The following is a 21,224-nucleotide window of genomic DNA, read 5'->3' as shown; positions in this document are numbered from 1 at the left end:
CGTGGCGCGATCGCGTCGACGCCGCCCCGAGCACTCCGGCTCCGAAGAGTCGTTCCAGCGCCTCCTGGCGGGCTTCAAACGCACGGAGATGCGCGGCGGCCGCGAGTGGACGGTGCAGCCGATCTCGGCCATGCAGGCCGTGAAGGAGTACACCTGTCCCGGCTGTCACCGCGTCGTCCCGGCCGGAACGGCCCACCTCGTGGTGTGGCGTGCCGACGGCGTCATGGGCGACGCCGCCGACCTCGCGGCTCGTCGGCACTGGCATTCTCACTGTTGGAAGGTGGCGTGATGGCCGAGATCCGTGGGGCAAGTGTGCTTCCGGCGCGGCGCGAAGACATCGTTCTGCGCACGGCGGATGGGCTCGAACTGGTGGGGGAGTTGGCGCTTCCGCTCGAGAAGGACCCGGTCGCCACTCTCGTGACGCTTCATCCGCTGCCCACCCACGGCGGGTTCATGGATTCGCACATCCTCCGCAAGGCGGCCGCACGCCTTCCGGCTCTCGCGGACCTCGCCGTGCTCCGGTTCAACACCAGAGGCACCTCGTCGCCGCGCGGACGGAGCGACGGTCACTTCGAGGAAGGCATCGGCGAGCAGGCCGACGTCGCGGCCGCCATGGACCTCGTCGCGGAGCGCGTGCTTCCGCATCCGTGGATCGTCGGCTGGTCCTTCGGCACCGAGCTCGCACTCAAATACGGCCGGGAACACCCCGTCGACGGGGCCATCCTTCTCTCGCCTCCGCTTCACCGCGCCAGTGAGTCCGAGATCGCCGCCTGGCGGGGAGATCATCGGCGATTGATCGCTCTCATTCCGGAGTTCGACGACTACTTGCGCCCCGAAGAGGCGCGTCAACGGTTCGCAGCGGTCCCCGAGATGACACTGATCCCCGTGGAGGGCGGCAAGCACTTGTGGGTGGGGGAGGCGCAGACCCGCCGCGTGCTGGACGAAATCGTCGAGGTCGTCAACCCCGCGGCTGCGCCCCTGCCGACGGAATGGGACGGGCCTCAGAGCTGATCAGCGCTCGTTCATGCGCGGGACGATCACCTGACGGTAGATGATGAGGATGCTTGCGGCGACCGGGATCGCCACGAGTGCGCCGAGAAGTCCGAGCAGTGATCCGCCGGCGAGGGCGGCGATCACGACCACCGCTCCGGGGACCGCGACGGCGCGACTCATGATGCGCGGCGAAACCAGGTAGGCCTCGAGCTGCATGTAGATGACGTACCAGATGGCAGCGGTGAGCGCGGTCGTCGGAGACCCCAGGCCGGGGATGAGGCAGGTCAACACGATGATGACCGAACCCGTCAGGGTGCCGACCAGCGGGATGAGTGAGAAGAAGAACGCGATCACGGCCAGGACGGCGGGGAACGGCGCCTGAATGATGGTCAGGAAGATCGCGCTCAACACGCCGTTGATCACGCCGAGGCTGACCTGTCCCATGACGTAGTAGCCGACCGAGTCGGTGATCTGCTCGGACAACTCGATGAATCGCGGACGGCGCGAAGCCGGGACGAGACTGTAGACGGCGGCCTTGAGGTTCGGCGTCGACGCGGTGAAGTAGATCGTGAGGATCAGGACGATGAAGGCGCCCGTCAGCCCGCCCAGGAAGGCGAGGCTCGCGTTGATGACGCCGCCGGTGATGTTCCCCCAGTTCGAGATCGCCCAATCCTGGACGTTCGACACGGTGTCGTCGATGGTGCTGTCCTGGATTCCCGGGAACACCGAATGGATCCAGTTCTTGACGTCCTGCCACGACGTGCTCTGCAGGAAGCGCGTGACCTCCTCGACGAGCTGGCTGACCTGACTCACGATGATGGGCACGACCATCCAGACGATCCCCGCGAAGATGGCGAGGACGCCGAGGACGGTGACGAGCACCGCGGACCAGCGAGGCAACCGCCTTCTCGTCAGCCAGGCCACCACGGGTTCGAGACCGAGCGAAAGGAAGAGAGCCGTGCCGATGTAGAGAAGGATCGTCGACAGAGTCTGCACGCTGCCGATGAGCAGAAGCCCCAGGCCGACACCGAGCGTGCCGATGAAGGCGATGCGGAACGGGTTGTGAAGCTTCACAGTGCCTCCTCGGCGAGCGGAACGTGCTGCACACACGATACGGGTGACGCGTCTGTGGAGGCGGGAGCGACCCCCTCTCGCGCAACACACAGGCGTCTCGGCTAGTCTCGAATGTCGGATCGTTCCGCTCCGCGGGCATGGGAGGAAGATTTCGTGCGTTTCGTCTGGGCCGTCGCGGCCTTCGTACTGGCCGCTCTGCTCATCGGGGCAGGCATCGCTCAACGGACCGTTTTCTACGGCCCGTCCACCCAGAGCGCCGAGATCCCCGCTGCCGACGGAGCGGCCTACACGATGGTCGACGGCGCCGTCCTCACCTCTCTCCCCGGCACGCAGACCCTTCGCGTCTCCTCCTCCGACGGCGTCTTCGTCGCCTACGGCCGCACCGCTGACATGCGCGCATGGCTCTCCGACCAGACGTACAACGACGTCACCGTGGGGCAGGACGGCGTTCTCAACGCGGCGGTCGTCGAGCCCGAGGTCTCCGAGGCGAGTGCACCCGCCGATGCGGCCGCGGAAGGCGACGAGTCTGCAGCCGCGCCTGCGACGACGGAGAGCCGCGATCCCGCGCAGTCCGACCTCTGGCTCGCCCAGTACAGCGACGACCGTGCCGTCAGCGTCCCCCTGCAATTGCCCGACTCGATGAGCGTGCTGATCGCCTCGGACGGGACGAAGCCCGCTCCCGCCGAGGCCAGCATCACCTGGAACATCGCGCAGACTACGCCCTGGGCGGGACCCCTGATGCTTCTGGGCGGCGTGGCGCTCGTTGCGGGGATCGTCCTGTACGTCCTGGCCATCAGACACGACCGGCGCTCGCGCGGACCGCGCCGCAAGGCGCCGCCGCCCCTGCCGGAGACCCAGCCGATCGATCTCGCCGTGGAGCCAGGGGCGAAGGGCGTGATCAGCGCCAGCCCGTCGAGACGCTCCTCGCGTCGTCCCTTCCTCGCCATCCCGTTGGCCGTGGCGGGTGCGCTCGTCTTCACCGGCTGCTCGCCCGATGCGTGGCCTGATCTGGCACCGACGCCGACGCCTTCCGGGACGGCATCGATCGTCGACTCCGCCGACCAGCAGGCGCCTGCAGTGACCGAGGCGCAGGCGCAGGCGATCCTGCAGCGCATCTCGACGACGGTCGCCTCCGCCGATGAGGCACGCGACGCGAACCTCGCGGCCACCCGACTCGATGGAGCCGCGCTGGCCGAGCGCAACACCAACTACGTGCTGCGCGGCGCTCTCGCGGACGAAGCGGCGTTGCCTCCGATTCCGGCCGAGCCGACGCAGATCATCCTGCCGCAGGCGTTCGACGACTGGCCGCGCACCGTGATGGCCGTCGTGCAGAAGGAAGGTGCTCAGGGGCCCGTCTCCACGATCATGTTCCTGACGCAGGCCGACCAGTGGGCCGACTACAAGCTGTCCTACATCGGGGATCTGCTCGGGTCGGTCGAGATGCCCGACCTCGCCCCCGCCTACATCGGCGCTTCCCAGGTGCCGCCGGATTCGTCGTTCCTGACGGTCGCGCCGGACAAGCTGGCCGAGGCTTACGCGGACGTGCTCAACAACGGCAAGGACAGCACGTCCATCGGACTGTTCGACGAGCAGACCGACCTGTTCAGCCAGAACGTGGCCGCGAACCGCCAGGAGCGGCGCGACAAGTTCAATGAGACGGGTGCCTCGACTGGCACGATCGAGTTCGCGGCTCAGGCGGGCAGTCAGACGCCGCTCGCTCTCGCGACGCTCGAGAGTGGAGCGATCGTCGCCGTCTCGGTCAACGAGGTCGACACGGTCACGCCGAACAGCGGCGACGTCGTCATCAAGCTGACCGACAATCCGACCGTGCAAGCACTGACCGGTGTGTCGGAGTCCGCGACAGGAGTGAGTTCGACCTTCGCCGACCAGCTGTTCTTCTACGTGCCGGCACAGGGCTCTTCAGAGAAGATCCGACTCCTCGGTTACACCTCCAACATCCTGGAAGCGAAGGTTCTGTGATGTCCGATCAGGCCCCTGGCGCCGTTCTGCGTGGCGCCGTCGATCTCTCCGCTCTGCGCAACCGGCCCGCGCCGGGCTCCAATGCTGCACCGTCCGCTCCGGCCTCCGGCTCTCTCGTGCGGGACGTGACCGACGCGACGTTCGGCCAGATCCTCGAGCTCTCACGCACGGTCCCGGTCGTCGTGGATCTCTGGGCCGAGTGGTGCGGGCCGTGCAAGCAGCTCAGCCCCATCCTCGAGAAGGTCGTCGAGGAGCTGGCAGGTCGTCTCGTCCTGGCCAAGGTGGATGTGGACGCGAACCCGCAGATCGCGCAGGGCTTCCGCGCGCAGTCCATCCCGTTGGTCGTTGCTCTGGTCGGCGGCCAGCCGGTGCCGCTGTTCACCGGCGCTGTGCCGGAGGAGCAGGTCCGCGAGGTCTTCTCACAGCTCCTGCAGCTCGCCGCGCAGAACGGGGTCACGGGGACGGTCGACGCCGGCGCCGAGAGCACCGCGGACGCTCCCGAGGAGGCCCCGTTGCCGCCCCTGCACGCGGAGGCCTTCGCCGCTATCGAAGAAGGCGACTACGCGCGAGCGGCGTCCGCCTACGAGCGTGCGCTCGCAGAGAACTCGCGCGACGCCGATGCCCACGCCGGGCTCGGACAGGTGCGTCTGCTTCAGCGGGTGCAGGGTGCGGATCTGCAGCAGGCCCGTGCGGCGGCCGCTGCCGCGCCCACCGATGTCGACGCGCAACTCCTCGTGGCCGACCTCGACATCTCGGGCGGGCACGTGGACGACGCCTTCGGGCGTCTGCTCGACCTGTTCGCCGCGCTCCCGGCAGACGACCGGGCTCCGGTTCGGGCACGTCTGCTCGAGCTGTTCGGCCTCGTCGGCGACGCGGATCCCCGCGTCATCCGCGCGCGCGGACGACTCGCCTCGCTCCTGTTCTGAGGCCGCGCCGTCCGCAACCCGTTCTGTCAGTCCGTGGGGGAGAGCCAGAGCGCCCCGAGCGGCGGCAGCGTCATCCGTGCGCGCCCGGATGCGTCGGCGGTCACCGCTCCGAGGTTGCCGACCCCGGAACCTCCGAAGGCGGATGCGTCCGAGTTGAGCAGCTCCTGCCAGACGCCTGCGAGGGGCAGATCCAGCTCGTAGTCGTGCAGCGGTGCGCCCGAGAAGTTGAAGATCGCCACGAGAGGCCGACCGTCGGCATCCCATCGCACGAACGCTGAGACGTTGGGGTTCCACGTCGGTCCGCCGATGCGGGAGAACGCAGAGCCGTCCGCGTCCCGCTGCCACAGCGCCGGGGTGTCACGGTAGGTGGCGTTGAGGGCGGCGACGAAGTCGCCGAGCTCCCGGTGGGCGGGCTGGTCGAGCAGCCACCACTCGAGGGAGCGCGACTCGGACCACTCGGCGATCTGCCCGAACTCCTGACCCATGAACAGCAGCTGCTTGCCGGGGTGGGCCCACATGTAGGAGAGGAAGAGGCGCATTCCGGCGAGCTTCTGCCAGTGGTCGCCGGGCATCCGCGCGAACAGGGAGCCCTTGCCGTGCACCACCTCATCGTGGCTGATCGGAAGGACGTAGTTCTCGCTGAACGCGTACACGAACGAGAAGGACAGCTCGCCTTCGTGGTGTGCACGATAGAGCGGATCGCGCGAGATGTAGACGAGCGAGTCGTTCATCCATCCCATGTTCCACTTGAAGCCGAATCCGAGACCGCCGGCGCTCGTCGGGGCGGTGACGCCCGGATAGCTTGTCGACTCCTCGGCGATCATGGCGACGCCGGGGAACTTCTTGTAGACGGTCGCATTGGTCTCCTGGAGGAACTGGATCGCCTCCAGGTTCTCGCGGCCGCCGTAGATGTTGGGTTCCCACTCGCCGGCCTCGCGGGAGTAATCGAGATACAGCATGGAGGCGACCGCATCCACGCGCAGACCGTCGACGTGGAACTCCTCGAACCAGTACAGCGCGTTGGCGACGAGGAAGTTGCGCACCTCGGCCCGGCCGTAGTCGAAGATCAGGGTTCCCCAGTCCTTGTGCTCGCCGCGTCGGGGATCCGGGTGCTCATAGAGGGCCTCGCCGTCGAAACGAGCGAGCGCGAACTCGTCACGGGGGAAATGGCCCGGAACCCAGTCCATGATCACGCCGATACCGGCGCCGTGCAGCCGGTCGATGAGGTAGCGGAGGTCGTCGGGCGAGCCGAATCGGCTCGTCGGCGCGTAGTAACCGCTCACCTGGTATCCCCATGAACCGCCGAAGGGATGCTCCGCGAGCGGGAGGAACTCGACGTGCGTGAACCCCTGTGCGCTCACGTACTCGATGAGCGGGTCTGCGGCGTCGCGATAGCCCAGACCCGGCCGCCAGGAGCCGAGATGCAGTTCGTAGACCGACATCGGGCGCTCGAGCGGCTGGGCGCCAGCCCGCCCGGCGATCCACGCGTCGTCGCTCCACTCATAGCTCGAGGCGGTCACGATGGAGGCCGTCGCCGGCGGCAGCTCGGCCCGCCGCGCCATCGGATCCGCCTTGAGAATCCAGCGGCCGTCGCGCGTGAGCAGCTCGTACTTGTATGTGCTGTCCGCCCCGATGCCCGGGACGAAGAGCTCCCAGACGCCGCTCGCGCCCATGGATCTCATGCTGTGCGCCTGGCCGTCCCAGCCGTTGAAGTCCGCGGCGACGCGGACCGCCTGCGCGTGCGGCGCCCAGACGGCGAAGGACGTCCCCGTCACGCCCTCGTGGTCGCGTACGTGGGAGCCCAGGACTTGCCACAGCTGCTCGTGGCGTCCCTCGCGGATCAGATGAAGGTCGAGCTCGCCGACCGTCGGAGAGAACCGGTAGGGGTCGTCAGCGGTGTACGGGGCCGAACCCTCGTAGGTGGCCGTGAGTCGGTACGGACCCGCCTCACCGCGGTACGCTCCCTCCCAGATGCCCGCGCGGACGTGTTCGAGCGCCACCTCACGACCGTCGGCGAAGACGGCTGTGACGGATGCGGCCAGTGGCCGCCGGGCACGGATCACTCCGCCAGCGGCGCCGTCGGGGTGCAGACCCAGCACGTCGTGCGGGGCGTAGTAGGAGCCGGTGGCGACGGTGTCGAGCACCCGGGATTCGATGACGCTCATGCAAGGCCCTTCACGTGCAGGATGTGTGCGGGCTCGCGGAACGCGTCCAGGCGCACATAATTGTGGTCGGTCCAGGTCCAGGTGCTACCCGTCACGAGCTCTTCGACGACGTACGGCGTTCCCGCCGGGATGCCCCACGCCTCGGTGTCCAGATGCACGGTCGTCTCGCGGGCCGAGTGCGGGTCGACGTTCACGACCACGATGATCGTGTCGTTCTCACCGCTCTCGCTGAGAGCGCCCGCGAGGTGCTTGGAGTACACCAGGATCGCGTCGTCGTCGCTGTGCTGGATCTGGAGATTGCGCAGCTGGCGTAGCGCGGGATGCGCGCGGCGGACGCGGTTGAGGAAGGTGAGGTACGGCGCGAGGGAGTCGCCGTCGGCCTCGGCCCGGCTCCAGTCGCGGAGCTTGTACTCGTACTTCTCGTTGTCGATGTTCTCCTCGCTGCCCGGGCGCGCGACGTTCTCGAACAGCTCGTACCCGGCGTAGACGCCGTAGGTCGGGGCCGCCGTCGCCGCGATCGTCGCTCGGATGCGATAGGCCGCGCGTCCTCCGTACTGGAGGTACTCGGTCAGGATGTCGGGGGTGTTGACGAAGAGGTTCGGGCGCAGGTAGTCGTCGGTCTCGTGGGCGAGCGAGTCGAGGAACTCTTCGAGCTCGGCCTTCGAATTGCGCCACGTGAAGTACGTGTAGCTCTGCTGGAATCCCGCCTGCGCGAGCCCGCGCAGGGGCGTCGGCCTGGTGAAGGCCTCGGCGAGGAAGACCACGTCGGGCGCCTCGTCGCGGACGGTGCGGATGAGCCACTCCCAGAACTGCAGGGGCTTGGTGTGGGGATTGTCGACGCGGAAGATCCTCACCCCCTGGGCGATCCAGTGGCGTACGATCCGCAGCACCTCGGCGCGGATGCCCGCGGGGTCGTTGTCGAAGTTGACGGGATAGATGTCCTGATACTTCTTCGGCGGGTTCTCCGCATAGGCGATCGTTCCGTCGGGCAGGGTCGTGAACCACTCCGGGTGCTCCTTCACCCACGGGTGGTCGGGTGAGGCCTGCAACGCAAGATCGAGCGCGATCTCGATGCCGGCGGATGCGGCGGCGGCCACGAAGGCGCGGAAGTCGGACAGTGAGCCGAGCTCGGGGTGGACGGCATCATGGCCGCCCTCCGGCGCACCGATCGCCCACGGCGACCCGGGGTCGGCGGGGCCCGCGTTCAGCGTGTTGTTGGGGCCCTTGCGGTGCGTGCGGCCGATCGGATGGATCGGCGGCAGGTAGAGCACATCGAACCCCATCGCCGCAACGCCGGTGAGCCGCTCCACGGCCGTGCGGAAGGTGCCCGGCTCGATGGTGCCGTCCGCTCGCCGCGTCGCTCCCTCGGATCGAGGGAAGAACTCGTACCACGCGCCGACTCCGGCCCGTTCGCGCTCCACGAGGAGATCATGCGTCGCGCCGACGGTCCAGAGCTCACCGAGCGGCCGGGTGGTGAAGGCGTCGGCGATGCGATCGTCGTGGACGACTGCGAGGGAAGCCTCCTCGTCCGTGTCGCTCGCGCGCAATCTCGCCGCCTGGTCGGTCAACAGACGCCGTTCCGCGGCGGGGCGGTCCTTCTCCGCGGCGGCATCGTCGAACAGACGCGCTCCGATCTCGCGCATCAGCGCCACGTCCACGCCGGCGGGGATCTTCAGCTCCGCCGCGTGCCGCCAGGTGGCGTACCGGTCGGCGAACGCCTCGAAGCGGAAGGACCACGTCCCCTGGGCGAGCAGCGTGACCAGGACACCCCAGGTGTCCAAGCCGTCCTCGTGGGCATCGAGCCGATGCAGAGACTCGCTGCCGTCGGGGGCGGTCAGCCGCAGCTGCACGCCGATCAGGTCGTGTCCCTCTCGGAACGCGCGCACGCGGAACGGGACGACCTCGCCGGAGAAGGCGGAAGGGTCGAAGCGCGGGTCGGGCGTCGACGGTCGTTCCGCACTGAGCGGGATGCGGCCGGTCAGCGTGTCGGCGGGCGCGGGCGCTGCGACCGTGCGCAGCGGGATCTCGGCGCCGCTTCGTTGGGTGCGGGTGGGGAGGGAACGTGTCGGAGTGGCCACACAGCGAACCTATCGCGGGCGGGTGCGGCATGACAGGCGTGACGCGGGCGGTGGGAACGTGCTATTCGGCGCGGAACAGATGCATCGAGGTCGGGGGAGTGGGAACGACGTCGCCGGGCGCCAGGACGGGCATCTCCAGCGAAGGCGACTCCTCCGCACTGGACCAGAGCGACACGTAGCGGCTGACGCCGTCGATGACGGGTAGCCGCACATCCACCGGGGTCTCGTTGCCGTGCACGATGAGCAGGATGCGGTTGAACTCCTCGAACTCGGGGGTCGATGCCGCGACGTACTGGAGCGTGCGGTGAGCGGGATCGTTCCATCGCTCGCCCGACATGGTCTCGCCTCGCTCGTCGTACCACTCCATGACCGACGCAGACGGCGTCTCCTCGTCGAGGCGTGCGAAGCGGATGGGCCGCAGCGCCGGGTTCTCGGCGCGCAGTTCGATCAGACGCCGCACGTGCGCGAAGAGGTCCTGCTGCCAGGGGCGGTGCTCCCAGGACAGCCAGGTGAGAGCGGAGTCATGGCAGTACGCGTTGTTGTTCCCGCGCTGGGTCCTGCCGAACTCGTCGCCGGCCGTGATCATCGGGATCCCCGCCGACAGCAGGAGCGTGCCCATGAGGTTGCGCATCGCCTTGCGGCGGGTGGCGAGGATCCGCTCGTCGTCGGTGGCTCCTTCCGCCCCGTGGTTGAAGGAGCGGTTCGTGTCGGCGCCGTCGCGGTTGTGCTCGCCGTTGCCGAGGTTGTGCTTCACGTCGTACGAGACGAGGTCGTTGAGTGTGAAGCCGTCGTGGGCGGTCACGAAATTGATGGACGCCAGCGGACCCCGCTCGGCGCTGAACGTGTTGGAGGAGCCCGCCAGCCGCGTGGCGAACCCGCCGATTCCCACGGGCGCCGTGGAGGCGCGGCGGGCATAGTCGACGTCGGAGAGCCAGAAGTTGCGCACGCGGTCCCGGTACCGGTCGTTCCACTCGTGCCAGCCGTCGCCGAAGTTGCCCGTCTGCCATCCGCCCATGCCCACGTCCCACGGCTCGGCGATCCTCTTCGTGTCCGCGAGCTCCGGGTCCTCGGCGATGGCTCGCAGGAGGGGATGGTCCGGCGTGAACCGGTGCTGATCGTCGCGACCGAGAGTCGTGGCGAGATCGAACCGGAAACCGTCGATCTGCACGTCGCGCGCCCAGTAACGCAGGGAGTCCAGCACGAGACGTGCCCCCGCATCCGTGGCGGTGTTGACGGAGTTGCCGCATCCGGTCACGTCGACGTACGTGCCGTCTTCCTGTTGCCGGTAGTAGGCGCGGTTGTCGAGGCCGCGCAGGCTCGAGCGCGGCCCGCCGATGCCTTCCTCCGCGGTGTGGTTGTAGACGACGTCCAAGACGACCTCAAGGCCGGCCTGGTGCAGGAGCTTCACCATCCCCTTGACCTCGCGGAGGACCGCATCCGGCCCCTCCCGGCGCGCCTGATCGGTCGCGTAGGCGGCGTGCGGTGCGAAGAATCCGAGGGTGTTGTAGCCCCAGTAGTTGTCGAGTCCCAGCTGCAGCAGGCGCGGTTCGGAGGCGAACGCGTGGATGGGCAGCAGCTCGATCGTCGTGACGCCCAGCCCGAGGAAGTACTCGATCATGGCGGGATGCGCGAGCCCTGCGTACGTGCCGTGAAGCGCTGTGGGGACACCGGGATGCCGCTTGGTCATGCCCTTGACGTGCGCCTCGTAGATGACCGTGCGATCCAGCGGGACGGCCGGTTTGCGGACCTCGCCCCAGTCGAAGCCGCGGTCGACGACGACCGAACGCCAATCGCCGAAGCCGCCGCTCACGATGCCGCGGGCGTAGGGATCGAGCAGCAGCGTCTGCGGATTGAAGATGTTCCCGGCCCCGAAGGGGCCCGCGGCGCGCAGCGCGTAGCGTGCACCGGCGACGAGGAGCTCTGAGGTGAGCTCCCAGACGCCGCGCTCGCGGCGGTGCATCGGCAGGATCGCCGTCGCCCAGTCGAGATCGTCGGCGTCGAAGATCACCACGTCGAGGGAGTCGGCCGCCTGGGAGAAGACGCGCAGAGTGCCGCCGTTCTCGTGCAGGCGCACACCGAGGTCCTCGAGAGCGGGGTCGAGGACCCGCGAGAGCGCGGGAACGGAGGTCGTTGTCGGGCTGACCATGCCACAACCCTAGCCATCGCCGCATGACGAACTGATGACGCCCGGTGACGCCGCGCGTGCGACAGTGGACGGGTGCACATCTATCTGGACCATGCGGCGTCGAGTCCGCTGCGTCCCGAGGCGCGCGAGGCCTGGCTCGCGGCGGCGGCCACGACGGGGAACGCCTCTTCCGTGCACGGCGGCGGCCAGGCGGCACGGCGCGTGCTGGAAGACGCGCGAGAACGGCTCGCGGCGGTCATCGATGCCGATCCCATCGAGGTCGTTTTCACCTCCGGCGGCACGGAGGCCGTGAACCTCGCGGTCAAGGGCATGTGGGCGACCCGCGCCGCGGGCGCGGAGGCGATCGTGCTTCCGGACGGGGAGCACCACGCGACCATCGATTCGGTCGCCACCCTCGTCGACGCCCAGCAGGCCGAGGTGCGACCCGTGCGATTGAGCTCGCTCGGCGCGATCGACCTGGATGGTTTCGCATCAGCGGTGGACGGCGCCGCGTTCGCCACCGCGCTGGTCGCCAACAACGAGGTCGGCACCCTCTCAGATGCGGCGACGATGGCTGCGAGCGCCGCGTCGGTCGAGGTGCCGCTGCATCTGGACGCCGTCGCCGCGTTCGGCCAGGTGCCCGTGGACTTCCGCCGGTGGCGAGGCGATGCTCCGGCGGGTGCGGGCCTGGTGGCGATGAGTCTGTCGGCGCACAAGGTCGGCGGCCCGGTGGGCACGGGTGCTCTGATCACTGCTCGTTCCGCGCGGATCGGCGCTCAGATGCACGGGGGCGCGCAGCAGCGAGGGCTGCGGGCCGGGACGCAGGACATCGCGGGCGCTGCCGCTTTCGCCGTGGCGGCGGAACTCGCCGCGGCCGAGCGGGATGCGGAGGCCGCGCGTCTCGGCGCGTTGCGAGATCGCCTGGTGAGCCAGGCGTGCGCGACCGTACCGGGACTCGAACTGCTCGGCGACCCCGAGAACCGCATCCCCGGCAACGCGCACCTGCTGGTGCCGGGCGCGCTGGGGGAGACGCTCCTGTTCCTCCTCGACACCCGCGGCATCGCGGTCTCGACGGGGTCCGCCTGTCAGGCGGGGATCCCCGAGCCCTCGCACGTCGTGCGGGCGCTCGGCCGTGACGAGGATGCGGCGCGCTCGGTGCTGCGGATCACCCTGGGCCGCACGACGACCCCGGATGACGTCGACGCGTTCCTCGACGCCCTGCCCTGGGCCGTGGAGCGTGCGCGCGCTGCCGGAGCCCGTGCCGTGTCGCCCTCGTAGACTGGGATGATGCGAATTCTGGCGGCGATGAGCGGTGGCGTCGATTCGGCTGTCGCCGCGGCACGCGCCGTCGACGCCGGGCACGAGGTCGTCGGCGTCCACCTCGCCCTCTCGCGCACGGGAGGAACACTACGTACCGGCAGTCGCGGCTGCTGCACGATCGAGGATGCGATGGACGCCCGTCGCGCCGCGGACAAGCTCGGCATCCCCTTCTACGTCTGGGACTTCTCGGAGCGCTTCCGCGATGACGTCATCGAGGATTTCGTCTCGGAGTACCGGGCAGGGCGCACACCGAACCCGTGCATGCGCTGCAACGAGCGGATCAAGTTCGCGGCACTGCTGGAGCGTGCTCTCGAGCTGGGCTTCGACGCCGTCTGCACCGGGCATTACGCGCTGCTCGTCGACGGACCAGAGGGGCGGGAGCTGCACCGGGCGAGCGACCAGGCCAAGGACCAGTCGTACGTGCTCGGCGTCCTGACCGCCGAGCAGCTCGCGCACACCTACTTCCCTTTGGGCGACACACCCTCGAAGGCCCTCGTGCGTGCGGAGGCCGCCGAGCGTGGGCTGACGGTCGCCCAGAAGCCGGACAGCCACGACATCTGCTTCATCCCGGATGGTGACACCCGGGGCTGGCTCGCAGAGCGCGTGGGCGCCGAGCGGGGCGACATCCTCGATCGCGAGGGCGCCGTCGTGGGGCGCCACGACGGGGCCCATGCGTTCACCGTGGGACAACGTCGCGGATTGCAGCTGGGCGTCCCCGCATCCGATGGCAAGCCGCGTTTCGTGCTCGAGGTCCGTCCGGTGAGCAACACTGTCGTGGTGGGGCCGAAGGAGGCGCTGGCGACGGCGGAGATCGCCGGCGCACGTGTCAGCTGGGCGGGCGCTGCTCCGAGCGAGGCCACGTTCTCCTGCGAGGTGCAGATCCGTGCCCACGCCGATCCGGTGGCGGCCCGTGCGGACGTCTCCGACGGGGGCGTCGTGGTGCGTCCGGCCGAGCCGTTCGACGGCGTGGCCCCCGGACAGACGGCCGTGCTCTATCTCGGCACGCGCGTGCTCGGCCAGTTCACGGTCGACCGCACGGTCTCGGCCGTGCCGGTCGGCTCCGTCACCGCATCCTAGGCGCGGGGCCGGTGCTGCGCACCGCCCTGGCGGTGTCGGAGGGCGGACCTAGACTCGATCCGTGACGCAAGCCGGTGACTCGATCGACGATGACACGACCCTCGCAGAGGCTCGTGCGGAAGCGGCGGAGCTGACGGAGCGCATCCTCCGCGCCCGTGACGCCTACTACGGCGAAGACGCCGAGCTCGTCGACGACGCCACCTACGACGGCTGGATCCGTCGGCTGGAAGAGCTGGAGCGGCTGCATCCGGAGGTGCAGACCCAGGACTCGCCCACGCTCAGCGTCGGCGCGGCATCCACCACGATGTTCGCACCCGTCGAGCACGCCGAGCGGATGCTCAGCCTCGACAACGTGTTCAGCCCGGACGAGCTGCGGGACTGGTGCGTCAAGACCCAGGCCTCCGCGGGGCGTCCGGTGCGGTGGCTGACCGAGCTGAAGATCGACGGGCTCGCGATCAGTCTCCGCTACGAGAACGGTGTGCTCACCTCCGCCGCCACGCGCGGCGACGGGCGCATCGGCGAAGACGTCACCGTCAACGCGCTGCGCGTCCAGGGCATCTCCGAACGCCTGAGCGGCACCGGTCACCCCCCTCTCGTCGAGGTGCGCGGCGAGGTCTTCATCCCGGTCGCGGCCTTCGAGGAGCTCAACGCCCTCCAGTCCCGGATGCGGGAACGCATCATCGAGCAGGCGCGTGAGCGCGGCAACCTCACGGAGGAGCGTGCGCGGCTCAGTGCCGACCGTCGATTCCCGGCGTTCGCGAATCCCCGCAACGCCGCCAGCGGCGGACTGCGTCAGCAACTCGACAAGAAGGATGGTCTCGAGCTCGAGGCCGGGCGGGCTCGTCTCGCGTCGCTCCGGCTGTTCGTGCACGGCATCGGCGCGTGGACCGCGCCTCCGGTGGCCTCCCAGAGCGAGATCTACGACCTCCTCGCGGAGTGGGGGCTGCCGACGAGTCCCTACTACAAGACCTTCGACGACATCGACGGCGTCCTGGATTTCGTGGCGCACTACGGCGAGCACCGTCACGATGTGGAGCATGAACTCGACGGAATCGTCGTCAAGGTGGACGAGCTCGCGCTGCACGAGGAGCTGGGCGCGACGAGCCGGGCGCCGCGTTGGGCGATCGCCTACAAGTACCCTCCCGAGCAGGTGAACACCCGCCTTCTCGACATCGTCGTCTCGGTCGGGCGAACGGGCCGTGCGACTCCGTTCGCGGTCATGGCACCGGCGCGCGTCGCCGGCTCTGTCGTGCGACAGGCGACGCTGCACAACCAGGACGTCGTCAAGGTCAAGGGCGTGCTCATCGGAGACATGGTCGTGCTCCGCAAAGCCGGCGATGTGATCCCCGAGGTCCTCGGTCCGGTGGTCGAGCTCCGCGACGGCTCGGAGCGAGCGTTCGTGATGCCGAGAGACTGTCCTGTCTGCGGCACTCCGCTCGCACCCGCGAAGGAGGGCGATGTCGATCTGCGATGCCCGAACGCCCGCTCGTGCCCCGCGCAGGTGCGGGGCCGGGTCGAGCACATCGGTTCGCGTGGCGCACTCGACATCGAGGCGCTCGGCGAGGTGACCGCGGCGGCGCTGACACAGGCCGACGGGGGCGCACGTGCGCCGCTGGACACGGAGGCAGGACTGTTCGATCTGACTCTCGATGAACTGGTCCCGATCGAGGTCGTCGTCCGGGATGCGGAGACCGGTGAACCGAAGCTCGACGACGCCACCGGCGAGCCGGTGCTTCGCGCCCCGTTCCGTCGCAACCCGACGCCCGCCGAGCGCAAGTCCGGACTGCTGACGCCGCAGCCGTCCGCGCAGGCACTCACGCTGCTCGACGAGCTCGAGAAGGCGAAGACGAAGGAGCTGTGGCGTTTCATCGTCGCCCTCAACGTCCGCCATGTCGGACCCGTCGCGGCCCGGGCGCTGGCGCAGTGGTTCGGATCCGTCTCGGCGATCCGCTCGGCGAGCCGCGAGGAGCTGGCGGCGGTCGAGGGAGTGGGCGGGATCATCGCGGATGCGGTCATCGCCTGGTTCGAGATCGACTGGCACCGCGAGATCGTCGAGCGCTGGGAGGCGGCGGGAGCGCAGCTGGCCACGCCCGGACACCCCGGTCCCGGCGCCGCCGTCGTCGAGGGCGGCGTGCTCGACGGGCTCACGGTCGTGGCGACCGGCACCCTCGAGGGCTATACGCGCGAGGGCGCGCAGGAGGCGATCCTCGCGGCCGGCGGAAAGGCAGGCTCCAGCGTCTCGAAGAAGACCGACTTCGTGGCGGCGGGGCCGGGCGCCGGATCCAAGCTGGCGAAGGCAGAACAGCTCGGGGTGCGCATCATCGACGCCGCGCAGTTCCGCATCCTCGTGGAGCAGGGGCCGGCGGCACTCGACGCCTTGGCGCCGGACGCGGGCTGAGCCGGGTCAGCGCGCCGTCTCGGCGAGCAGGTGTTCGCGCACCTGCTTTCGCAGCACCTTCCCGATGAGCGACTTCGGCAGTTCCTCGACGATGAACAAGCGCCGCGGCACCTTGTACGGCGTGAGGATCCCGCGGGCGTAGCCGCGGATCGCCTCGGTGTCGACCTCGGCGCCGGGAGCGACCACGATGGCCGCGACGACCTCCTCGCCGGCATGCTCGTCGGGGAGGCCGACGACGGCCACATCCTCCACCTGGGGGTGCTGACGCAGAACGTTCTCCACCTCGGTCGGGGCGACGTTGAAGCCGCCCGTGATGATGAGCTCCTTGATCCGGTCGACGATGCGCACAAAGCCGGCCTCGTCGATCGTGACGATGTCACCGGTGCGGAACCAGCCGTCGACGAAGACCTCCTCCGTGGCCTCCGGCTTGCCGTAGTAGCCCGAGAAGACCTGCGGTCCGCGCACGAGCAGTTCGCCTGCGGAGCCGGGGGCGACGTCGACACGGGGGTTCTCCGGGTCGACGACCCGGCACTCGGTGCCGGGTAGCGGAAGCCCCACGGTGCCGGGCACCCGATTCTCGGCGACGGGATTCGCCATGAGCACCGGCGAGCACTCGCTGAGCCCGTACCCCTCGACCAGATAGCCTCCCGTCGCCTCCTCGAAGGGCACGACGAGCTCATGCGGGAGTGCCATGGCGCCGGAGATCGCGATGCGCGTTCCCGCGAGCGAGATGCCCTTCGCCTGCGCCGCCTGCAGCAGGCGGTCGGCGATGGGGGGCACGAGCGGCAGGAAGGTCGCGGGGTGCTTCTTGGTCACGGCGAGGACCATGTCGGGGTCGAAGCGCGGGAACAGCACGAGCCGCGCGCCCATCGACATGGCGAAGGTGAGACAGAGGGTGAGGCCGTAGGCGTGGAACATCGGCAGCACGGCGTAGACGACGCATCCCTCACCACGGTGTATCGAGGGCACCCATGCCCGCGACTGCGCCGCGTTGGCGAGCAGATTCCGGTGCGTCAGTTTGGCCCCCTTGGGGGTGCCGGTGGTGCCGCTCGTGTACTGGATGATGGCGAGGTCGTCCGCGGTCGGAGCGGGATGCGACGCCGGGAGCGGCTCGCTGCGCAGCAGCTGATCCCAGTCGATGCCGCCGCGGACCTTCGCGTGCAGCGCGGCGCGGGACTCGCGTGCCTTGGCGATCGGCAGGCGCAATGCGGCGCGGGTCGTGAAGGGCATCGCGCGCGTCAGATCCACCGTCACGAGCGTCGAGACGCGCACATCCTTGGGGAAGGCCTGCACGGTTGCCGCGACTTTGCTCCAGACGATGGCGTGCTTGGCCCCGTGGTCCTCGAACTGCTTGCGCAGCTCGCGCGCCGTGTAGAGCGGGTTGTGCTCGACGACGACGGCGCCGAGGCGCAGGACGGCGTAGAAGGCGACGATGTGCTGCGGGCAGTTGGGCAGGACGATGGCCACGGGGTCGCCTCGGCGCACGCCCTGGGCGTGAAGCCCGGCCGCTGCGCGCGCGATGGCGCGGTCGAGCTCGCGATACGTCGTCTCACGCCCGAAGAACTGCAGCGCGACGGCATCCGGATACTCGCGTGCCGAGGCCTGCACGATATCCAGGAGAGAACCCGACACCGGTTCGAGGTCTTCGGGCACTCCGGCGGCGTAGCTGCGGACCCAGGGGCGGGGAGGATCGAAGGTCGTCACCCGGCACAGCCTACGGGCGCCCGGCGGTCGGGCGGGGCCGAACTAGACTGTCGGGGTGTCGGAAATCACCCCAGATCTCGTGCGCCATCTCGGCGTCCTCGCCCGGATCCAATTGAGCGACGAGGAGGTCGGGCGCCTCACCGGTCAGCTCGACGCGATCGTCGACAACATCGCGAAGGTGTCGGAGGTCGCGACCCCGGATGTCGTCGCGACGAGCCACCCGATCCCGCTGCAGAACGTCTTCCGCGACGACGAGCACAGCGAGGCGCTGTCTCTCGCCGAGGTTCTGCAGAACGCGCCGGATGCGGCGGAGGACCGCTTCCGCGTGACGGCGATCCTGGGGGAGGAGCAGTGAGCGACATCATCCGTCTCAGTGCGGCGGATCTCGCCGCCAAGCTCACCGCGGGCGAGGTGTCCAGCGTCGAGGCGACGCAGGCGCATCTGGACCGCATCGCCGCGGTGGATGGTGACGTCCACGCGTTCCTGCACGTCAACGCGGGCGCGCTGGCCGCCGCCGAGGACATCGACCGCCGCCGTGCGAGCGGCGAGGTGCTGGGCGAGCTGGCGGGTGTGCCGCTGGCCATCAAGGACGTCCTCGTCACCACGGACATGCCCTCCACGAGCGGATCCAAGATCCTCGAGGGCTACATGTCGCCCTACGACGCGACGGTCGTGGCGCGGGCTCGTGCCGCCGGCCTCGTGCCCTTGGGCAAGACCAACATGGACGAGTTCGCGATGGGCTCCTCCACCGAGCACTCCGCGTACGGTCCTACCCGCAACCCGTGGGACCTCGACCGGATCCCGGGAGGATCCGGCGGCGGCTCGGCGGCCGCTGTCGCCGCCTTCGAAGCCCCTCTCGCGCTGGGCTCGGACACGGGTGGTTCCATTCGTCAGCCCGCGCACGTGACGGGCACGGTCGGTGTGAAGCCGACCTACGGGGGTGTCAGCCGCTACGGCGCCATCGCGCTCGCCTCGAGCCTCGACCAGGTCGGGCCGGTCACGCGCACGGTTCTCGACTCGGCGCTGCTGCACGACGTGATCGCCGGTCACGACCCCCACGACTCGACCTCGCTCACCGACGTCTGGCCGTCGTTCGCTGCTGCGGCGCGTGAAGGCGCCACGGGTGAGAGTCTCAAGGGCCTCAAGGTCGGCGTCATCCGTGAGCTCGACGACCGCGGCTTCCAGCAGGGGGTGTCGGACTCGTTCCGTGCGGCGCTCGCGGCCATGCAGGCGCAGGGAGCGGAGATCGTCGAGGTCAGTGCCCCGCACTTCGAGTACGGTGTCGCGGCGTACTACCTCATCCTGCCCGCCGAGGCGTCGAGCAACCTCGCCAAGTTCGACTCCGTCCGGTTCGGGATGCGGGTGAGCCCGCACGCCGCAGCCACGGTCGAGGACGTGATGGCCGCCACGCGGGAGGCCGGCTTCGGCGACGAGGTGAAGCGTCGCATCATCCTGGGCACGTACGCGCTCTCCGCGGGCTACTACGACGCCTACTACGGCAGTGCCCAGAAGGTGCGCACCCTCATCCAGCGCGACTTCGACGAGGCCTTCGCGAAGGTGGATGTCATCGCGACCCCCTCCGCGCCCACGACGGCGTTCCGCTTGGGCGAGAAGATCGACGACCCGCTGCAGATGTATCTCAACGACGTGACCACCATCCCGGCGAACCTGGCGGGTGTCCCGGGGATCTCCGTACCGTCGGGCGTCGCGGCCGAGGACGGACTGCCGGTCGGCATCCAGTTCCTCGCGCCCGCGCGTGAGGATGCGCGCCTGTACCGCGTGGGGGCGGCGCTCGAGGCGCTGCTCGTCGATTCGTGGGGCGGGCCGCTGCTCGATCGCGCCCCGGTGCTGGGAGGGACCCGCTGATGGCCAAAGACAAGCTGATGGACTTCGACAAGGCTCTCGAGCTGTTCGAGCCCGTGCTCGGCTTCGAGGTCCACGTGGAGCTCAACACGCGCACGAAGATGTTCTCGGCCGCGCCGAACCCCGCCCACCCGGACAACCACGACGCCGCGCCGAACACGCTGGTCGCGCCCGTGGACATGGGGCTGCCCGGCGCGCTGCCGGTCGTCAACGCCACGGCGATCCGCTCCTCGATCAGCTTGGGGCTCGCCCTCGGCTGCTCGATCGCGCCGTCGAGCCGGTTCGCGCGCAAGAACTACTTCTATCCGGACCTCGGCAAGAACTACCAGATCTCGCAGTACGACGAACCGATCGCGTTCGACGGTCAGGTCGAGATCGAGCTCGCCGACGGGACGCTCGTGACGGTTCCGATCGAGCGCGCCCACATGGAGGAGGACGCCGGCAAGCTCACCCACGTCGGCGGCGCCACCGGCCGCATCCAGGGCGCCGAGTACTCGCTCGTCGACTACAACCGCGCCGGTGTCCCTCTCGTGGAGATTGTCACGCGCCCCATCTTCGGTGCCGAGCACCGCGCTCCGGAGATCGCCAAGGCGTATGTTGCGGCCATCCGTGACATCGTCCTCTCGCTGGGCATCTCGGAGGCCCGCCTCGAGCGCGGCAACCTGCGCTGCGACGCGAACGTGTCGCTGCGTCCGCGCGGGGCGGAGAAGCTCGGCACGCGCACCGAGACGAAGAACGTCAACTCGATGCGCTCCGTCGAGCGTGCCGTGCGCTACGAGATCCAGCGTCAGGCGGCGATCCTCGCCGCCGGCGGCACGATCACGCAGGAGACGCGGCACTGGCACGAGGACACGGGGACGACGTCGCCGGGTCGTCCGAAGTCGGATGCCGACGATTACCGGTACTTCCCGGAGCCCGATCTGCTGCCCGTGGTCCCCGCCGCTGAGCTGATCGAGGAGCTGCGTGCCGCGCTTCCCGAACCACCGGCGGCTCGTCGCCGTCGGTTGAAGGCCGAGTGGGGTTTCACCGACCTCGAGTTCCAGGACGTCGCCAACGGCGGACTCCTGGTCGAGGTCGAGGCGACGATCGCCGCGGGTGCAAGTCCTACCGCCGCACGCAAATGGTGGACCGGTGAGATCACCCGGGTGGCGAACGCTAAGGAGCGGGAAGCGGCAGACCTCGTCACCCCGGCCGACGTCGCCGCCCTGCAGGCGCTGGTGGATGCCGGCACACTGACCGACAAGCTCGCCCGCCAGGTGCTCGAGGGCGTCATCGCCGGCGAGGGCTCGCCGCAGGAGGTCGTCGACGCCCGTGGGCTCGCGGTGGTCTCCGACGACGGTGCGCTGATCGCGGCGATCGACGACGCCCTTGCCGCGCAGCCCGACGTGCTGGCGAAGATCCGCGACGGCAAGGTCCAGGCCGCGGGTGCCGTCATCGGCGCGGTCATGAAGGCGATGAAGGGGCAAGCCGACGCCGCTCGCGTCCGCGAGCTGGTGCTGGAGCGCGCCGCACAGTGATCGT

The 21,224-nt window shown here is 69.4% G+C and carries 15 protein-coding genes; 10 read left to right on the top strand and 5 right to left on the bottom strand.

Going from position 1 to position 21,224, the window contains the following annotated elements; translation table 11 throughout:
* The first annotated feature begins 1 nt into the window (after position 1).
* The gene (locus tag EHF32_RS05200; RefSeq protein ID WP_137419132.1) at positions 2-289 is read left to right on the top strand and encodes a hypothetical protein; all 288 of its coding nucleotides are present in this window, start codon (positions 2-4) and stop codon (positions 287-289) included.
* Positions 289-1,011, top strand: coding sequence for an alpha/beta hydrolase (locus EHF32_RS05195; RefSeq protein WP_137417130.1), 723 nt, complete (start codon positions 289-291; stop codon positions 1,009-1,011). The genes EHF32_RS05200 and EHF32_RS05195 overlap by 1 nt, the downstream gene beginning before the upstream one ends.
* On the opposite strand, the gene EHF32_RS05190 is transcribed toward EHF32_RS05195, so the two are convergent.
* Positions 1,012-2,067 carry an AI-2E family transporter gene (locus tag EHF32_RS05190; protein ID WP_137417129.1) on the bottom strand — a complete coding sequence of 352 codons (1,056 nt, stop codon included), beginning with the start codon at positions 2,065-2,067 and terminating at the stop codon, positions 1,012-1,014.
* A gap of 153 nt (positions 2,068-2,220) precedes the next feature.
* Here EHF32_RS05190 and EHF32_RS05185 point away from each other — a divergent pair, with 153 nt between their 5' ends.
* Both EHF32_RS05185 and EHF32_RS05180 read left to right on the top strand, forming a co-directional pair.
* Positions 2,221-4,047 (top strand): glycosyl transferase, encoded by a 1,827-nt coding sequence (locus EHF32_RS05185; RefSeq protein ID WP_192900696.1) that lies wholly within the window; start codon positions 2,221-2,223, stop codon positions 4,045-4,047.
* Positions 4,047-4,973, top strand: a complete 927-nt coding sequence (locus tag EHF32_RS05180) for a tetratricopeptide repeat protein (RefSeq protein ID WP_137417127.1) — start codon at positions 4,047-4,049, stop codon at positions 4,971-4,973. The genes EHF32_RS05185 and EHF32_RS05180 overlap by 1 nt, the downstream gene beginning before the upstream one ends.
* Before the next feature lie 26 nt (positions 4,974-4,999).
* On the opposite strand, the gene glgB is transcribed toward EHF32_RS05180, so the two are convergent.
* The 3 genes from glgB to glgX form a co-directional block, all read right to left on the bottom strand.
* Positions 5,000-7,138, bottom strand: coding sequence for a 1,4-alpha-glucan branching protein GlgB (gene glgB / locus EHF32_RS05175; RefSeq protein ID WP_137417126.1), 2,139 nt, complete (start codon positions 7,136-7,138; stop codon positions 5,000-5,002).
* Positions 7,135-9,216, bottom strand: coding sequence for a maltotransferase domain-containing protein (locus tag EHF32_RS05170; RefSeq protein ID WP_137417125.1), 2,082 nt, complete (start codon positions 9,214-9,216; stop codon positions 7,135-7,137). The genes glgB and EHF32_RS05170 overlap by 4 nt, the downstream gene beginning before the upstream one ends.
* A 61-nt stretch (positions 9,217-9,277) precedes the next feature.
* On the bottom strand, positions 9,278-11,362 hold the full coding sequence (gene glgX, locus EHF32_RS05165) for a glycogen debranching protein GlgX (protein WP_137417124.1): 2,085 nt from the start codon (positions 11,360-11,362) through the stop codon (positions 9,278-9,280).
* Between the two features lie 72 nt (positions 11,363-11,434).
* Between glgX and EHF32_RS05160 the strand changes: the two genes are divergently transcribed.
* The 3 genes from EHF32_RS05160 (at position 11,435) to ligA (ending at position 16,136) form a co-directional block, all read left to right on the top strand.
* A complete protein-coding gene (locus EHF32_RS05160) occupies positions 11,435-12,619 on the top strand; it encodes a cysteine desulfurase family protein (protein WP_137417123.1) in 1,185 nt (394 codons plus the stop codon).
* Between the two features lie 9 nt (positions 12,620-12,628).
* Positions 12,629-13,738, top strand: coding sequence for a tRNA 2-thiouridine(34) synthase MnmA (gene mnmA, locus EHF32_RS05155; RefSeq protein WP_137417122.1), 1,110 nt, complete (start codon positions 12,629-12,631; stop codon positions 13,736-13,738).
* A gap of 61 nt (positions 13,739-13,799) precedes the next feature.
* Positions 13,800-16,136: an NAD-dependent DNA ligase LigA gene (gene ligA / locus EHF32_RS05150; RefSeq protein WP_443189858.1), complete on the top strand. Its 2,337-nt coding sequence runs from the start codon at positions 13,800-13,802 to the stop codon at positions 16,134-16,136.
* A 6-nt stretch (positions 16,137-16,142) separates the two neighbouring features.
* On the opposite strand, the gene EHF32_RS05145 is transcribed toward ligA, so the two are convergent.
* On the bottom strand, positions 16,143-17,840 hold the full coding sequence (locus tag EHF32_RS05145) for a long-chain-fatty-acid--CoA ligase (protein ID WP_137417121.1): 1,698 nt from the start codon (positions 17,838-17,840) through the stop codon (positions 16,143-16,145).
* A gap of 55 nt (positions 17,841-17,895) precedes the next feature.
* Between EHF32_RS05145 and gatC the strand changes: the two genes are divergently transcribed.
* Genes gatC through gatB form a run of 3 tightly spaced genes read left to right on the top strand, consistent with a single transcriptional unit; the run spans position 17,896 to position 21,220 of the window.
* Entirely contained in the window at positions 17,896-18,195 is a 300-nt protein-coding gene (gene gatC / locus EHF32_RS05140; RefSeq protein WP_137417120.1) for an Asp-tRNA(Asn)/Glu-tRNA(Gln) amidotransferase subunit GatC, read from the top strand.
* Entirely contained in the window at positions 18,192-19,706 is a 1,515-nt protein-coding gene (gatA, locus tag EHF32_RS05135; protein ID WP_137417119.1) for an Asp-tRNA(Asn)/Glu-tRNA(Gln) amidotransferase subunit GatA, read from the top strand. The genes gatC and gatA overlap by 4 nt, the downstream gene beginning before the upstream one ends.
* Positions 19,706-21,220 carry an Asp-tRNA(Asn)/Glu-tRNA(Gln) amidotransferase subunit GatB gene (gene gatB, locus EHF32_RS05130; RefSeq protein WP_137417118.1) on the top strand — a complete coding sequence of 505 codons (1,515 nt, stop codon included), beginning with the start codon at positions 19,706-19,708 and terminating at the stop codon, positions 21,218-21,220. Before gatA ends, gatB begins: the two co-directional genes overlap by 1 nt.
* The last annotated feature ends 4 nt before the right edge of the window (positions 21,221-21,224 follow it).

This window comes from Microbacterium sp. RG1 (assembly GCF_005347485.1).
Lineage (GTDB): Bacteria > Actinomycetota > Actinomycetes > Actinomycetales > Microbacteriaceae > Microbacterium > Microbacterium binotii_A.
The sequence above is the reverse complement of the archived record's forward strand: the minus strand, read 5'-3'. Positions and strand labels throughout refer to the sequence as shown.

Bases quoted from the DNA above. Each gene is read 5' to 3' on its own strand.
- EHF32_RS05195 (WP_137417130.1), top strand. From the start codon at position 289: ATGGCCGAGATCCGTGGGGCAAGTGTGCTTCCGGCGCGGCGCGAAGAC.
- EHF32_RS05180 (WP_137417127.1), top strand. From the start codon at position 4,047: ATGTCCGATCAGGCCCCTGGCGCCGTTCTGCGTGGCGCCGTCGATCTC.
- glgB (WP_137417126.1), bottom strand. From the start codon at position 7,138: ATGAGCGTCATCGAATCCCGGGTGCTCGACACCGTCGCCACCGGCTCC.
- glgX (WP_137417124.1), bottom strand. From the start codon at position 11,362: ATGGTCAGCCCGACAACGACCTCCGTTCCCGCGCTCTCGCGGGTCCTC.
- mnmA (WP_137417122.1), top strand. From the start codon at position 12,629: ATGCGAATTCTGGCGGCGATGAGCGGTGGCGTCGATTCGGCTGTCGCC.
- gatB (WP_137417118.1), top strand. From the start codon at position 19,706: ATGGCCAAAGACAAGCTGATGGACTTCGACAAGGCTCTCGAGCTGTTC.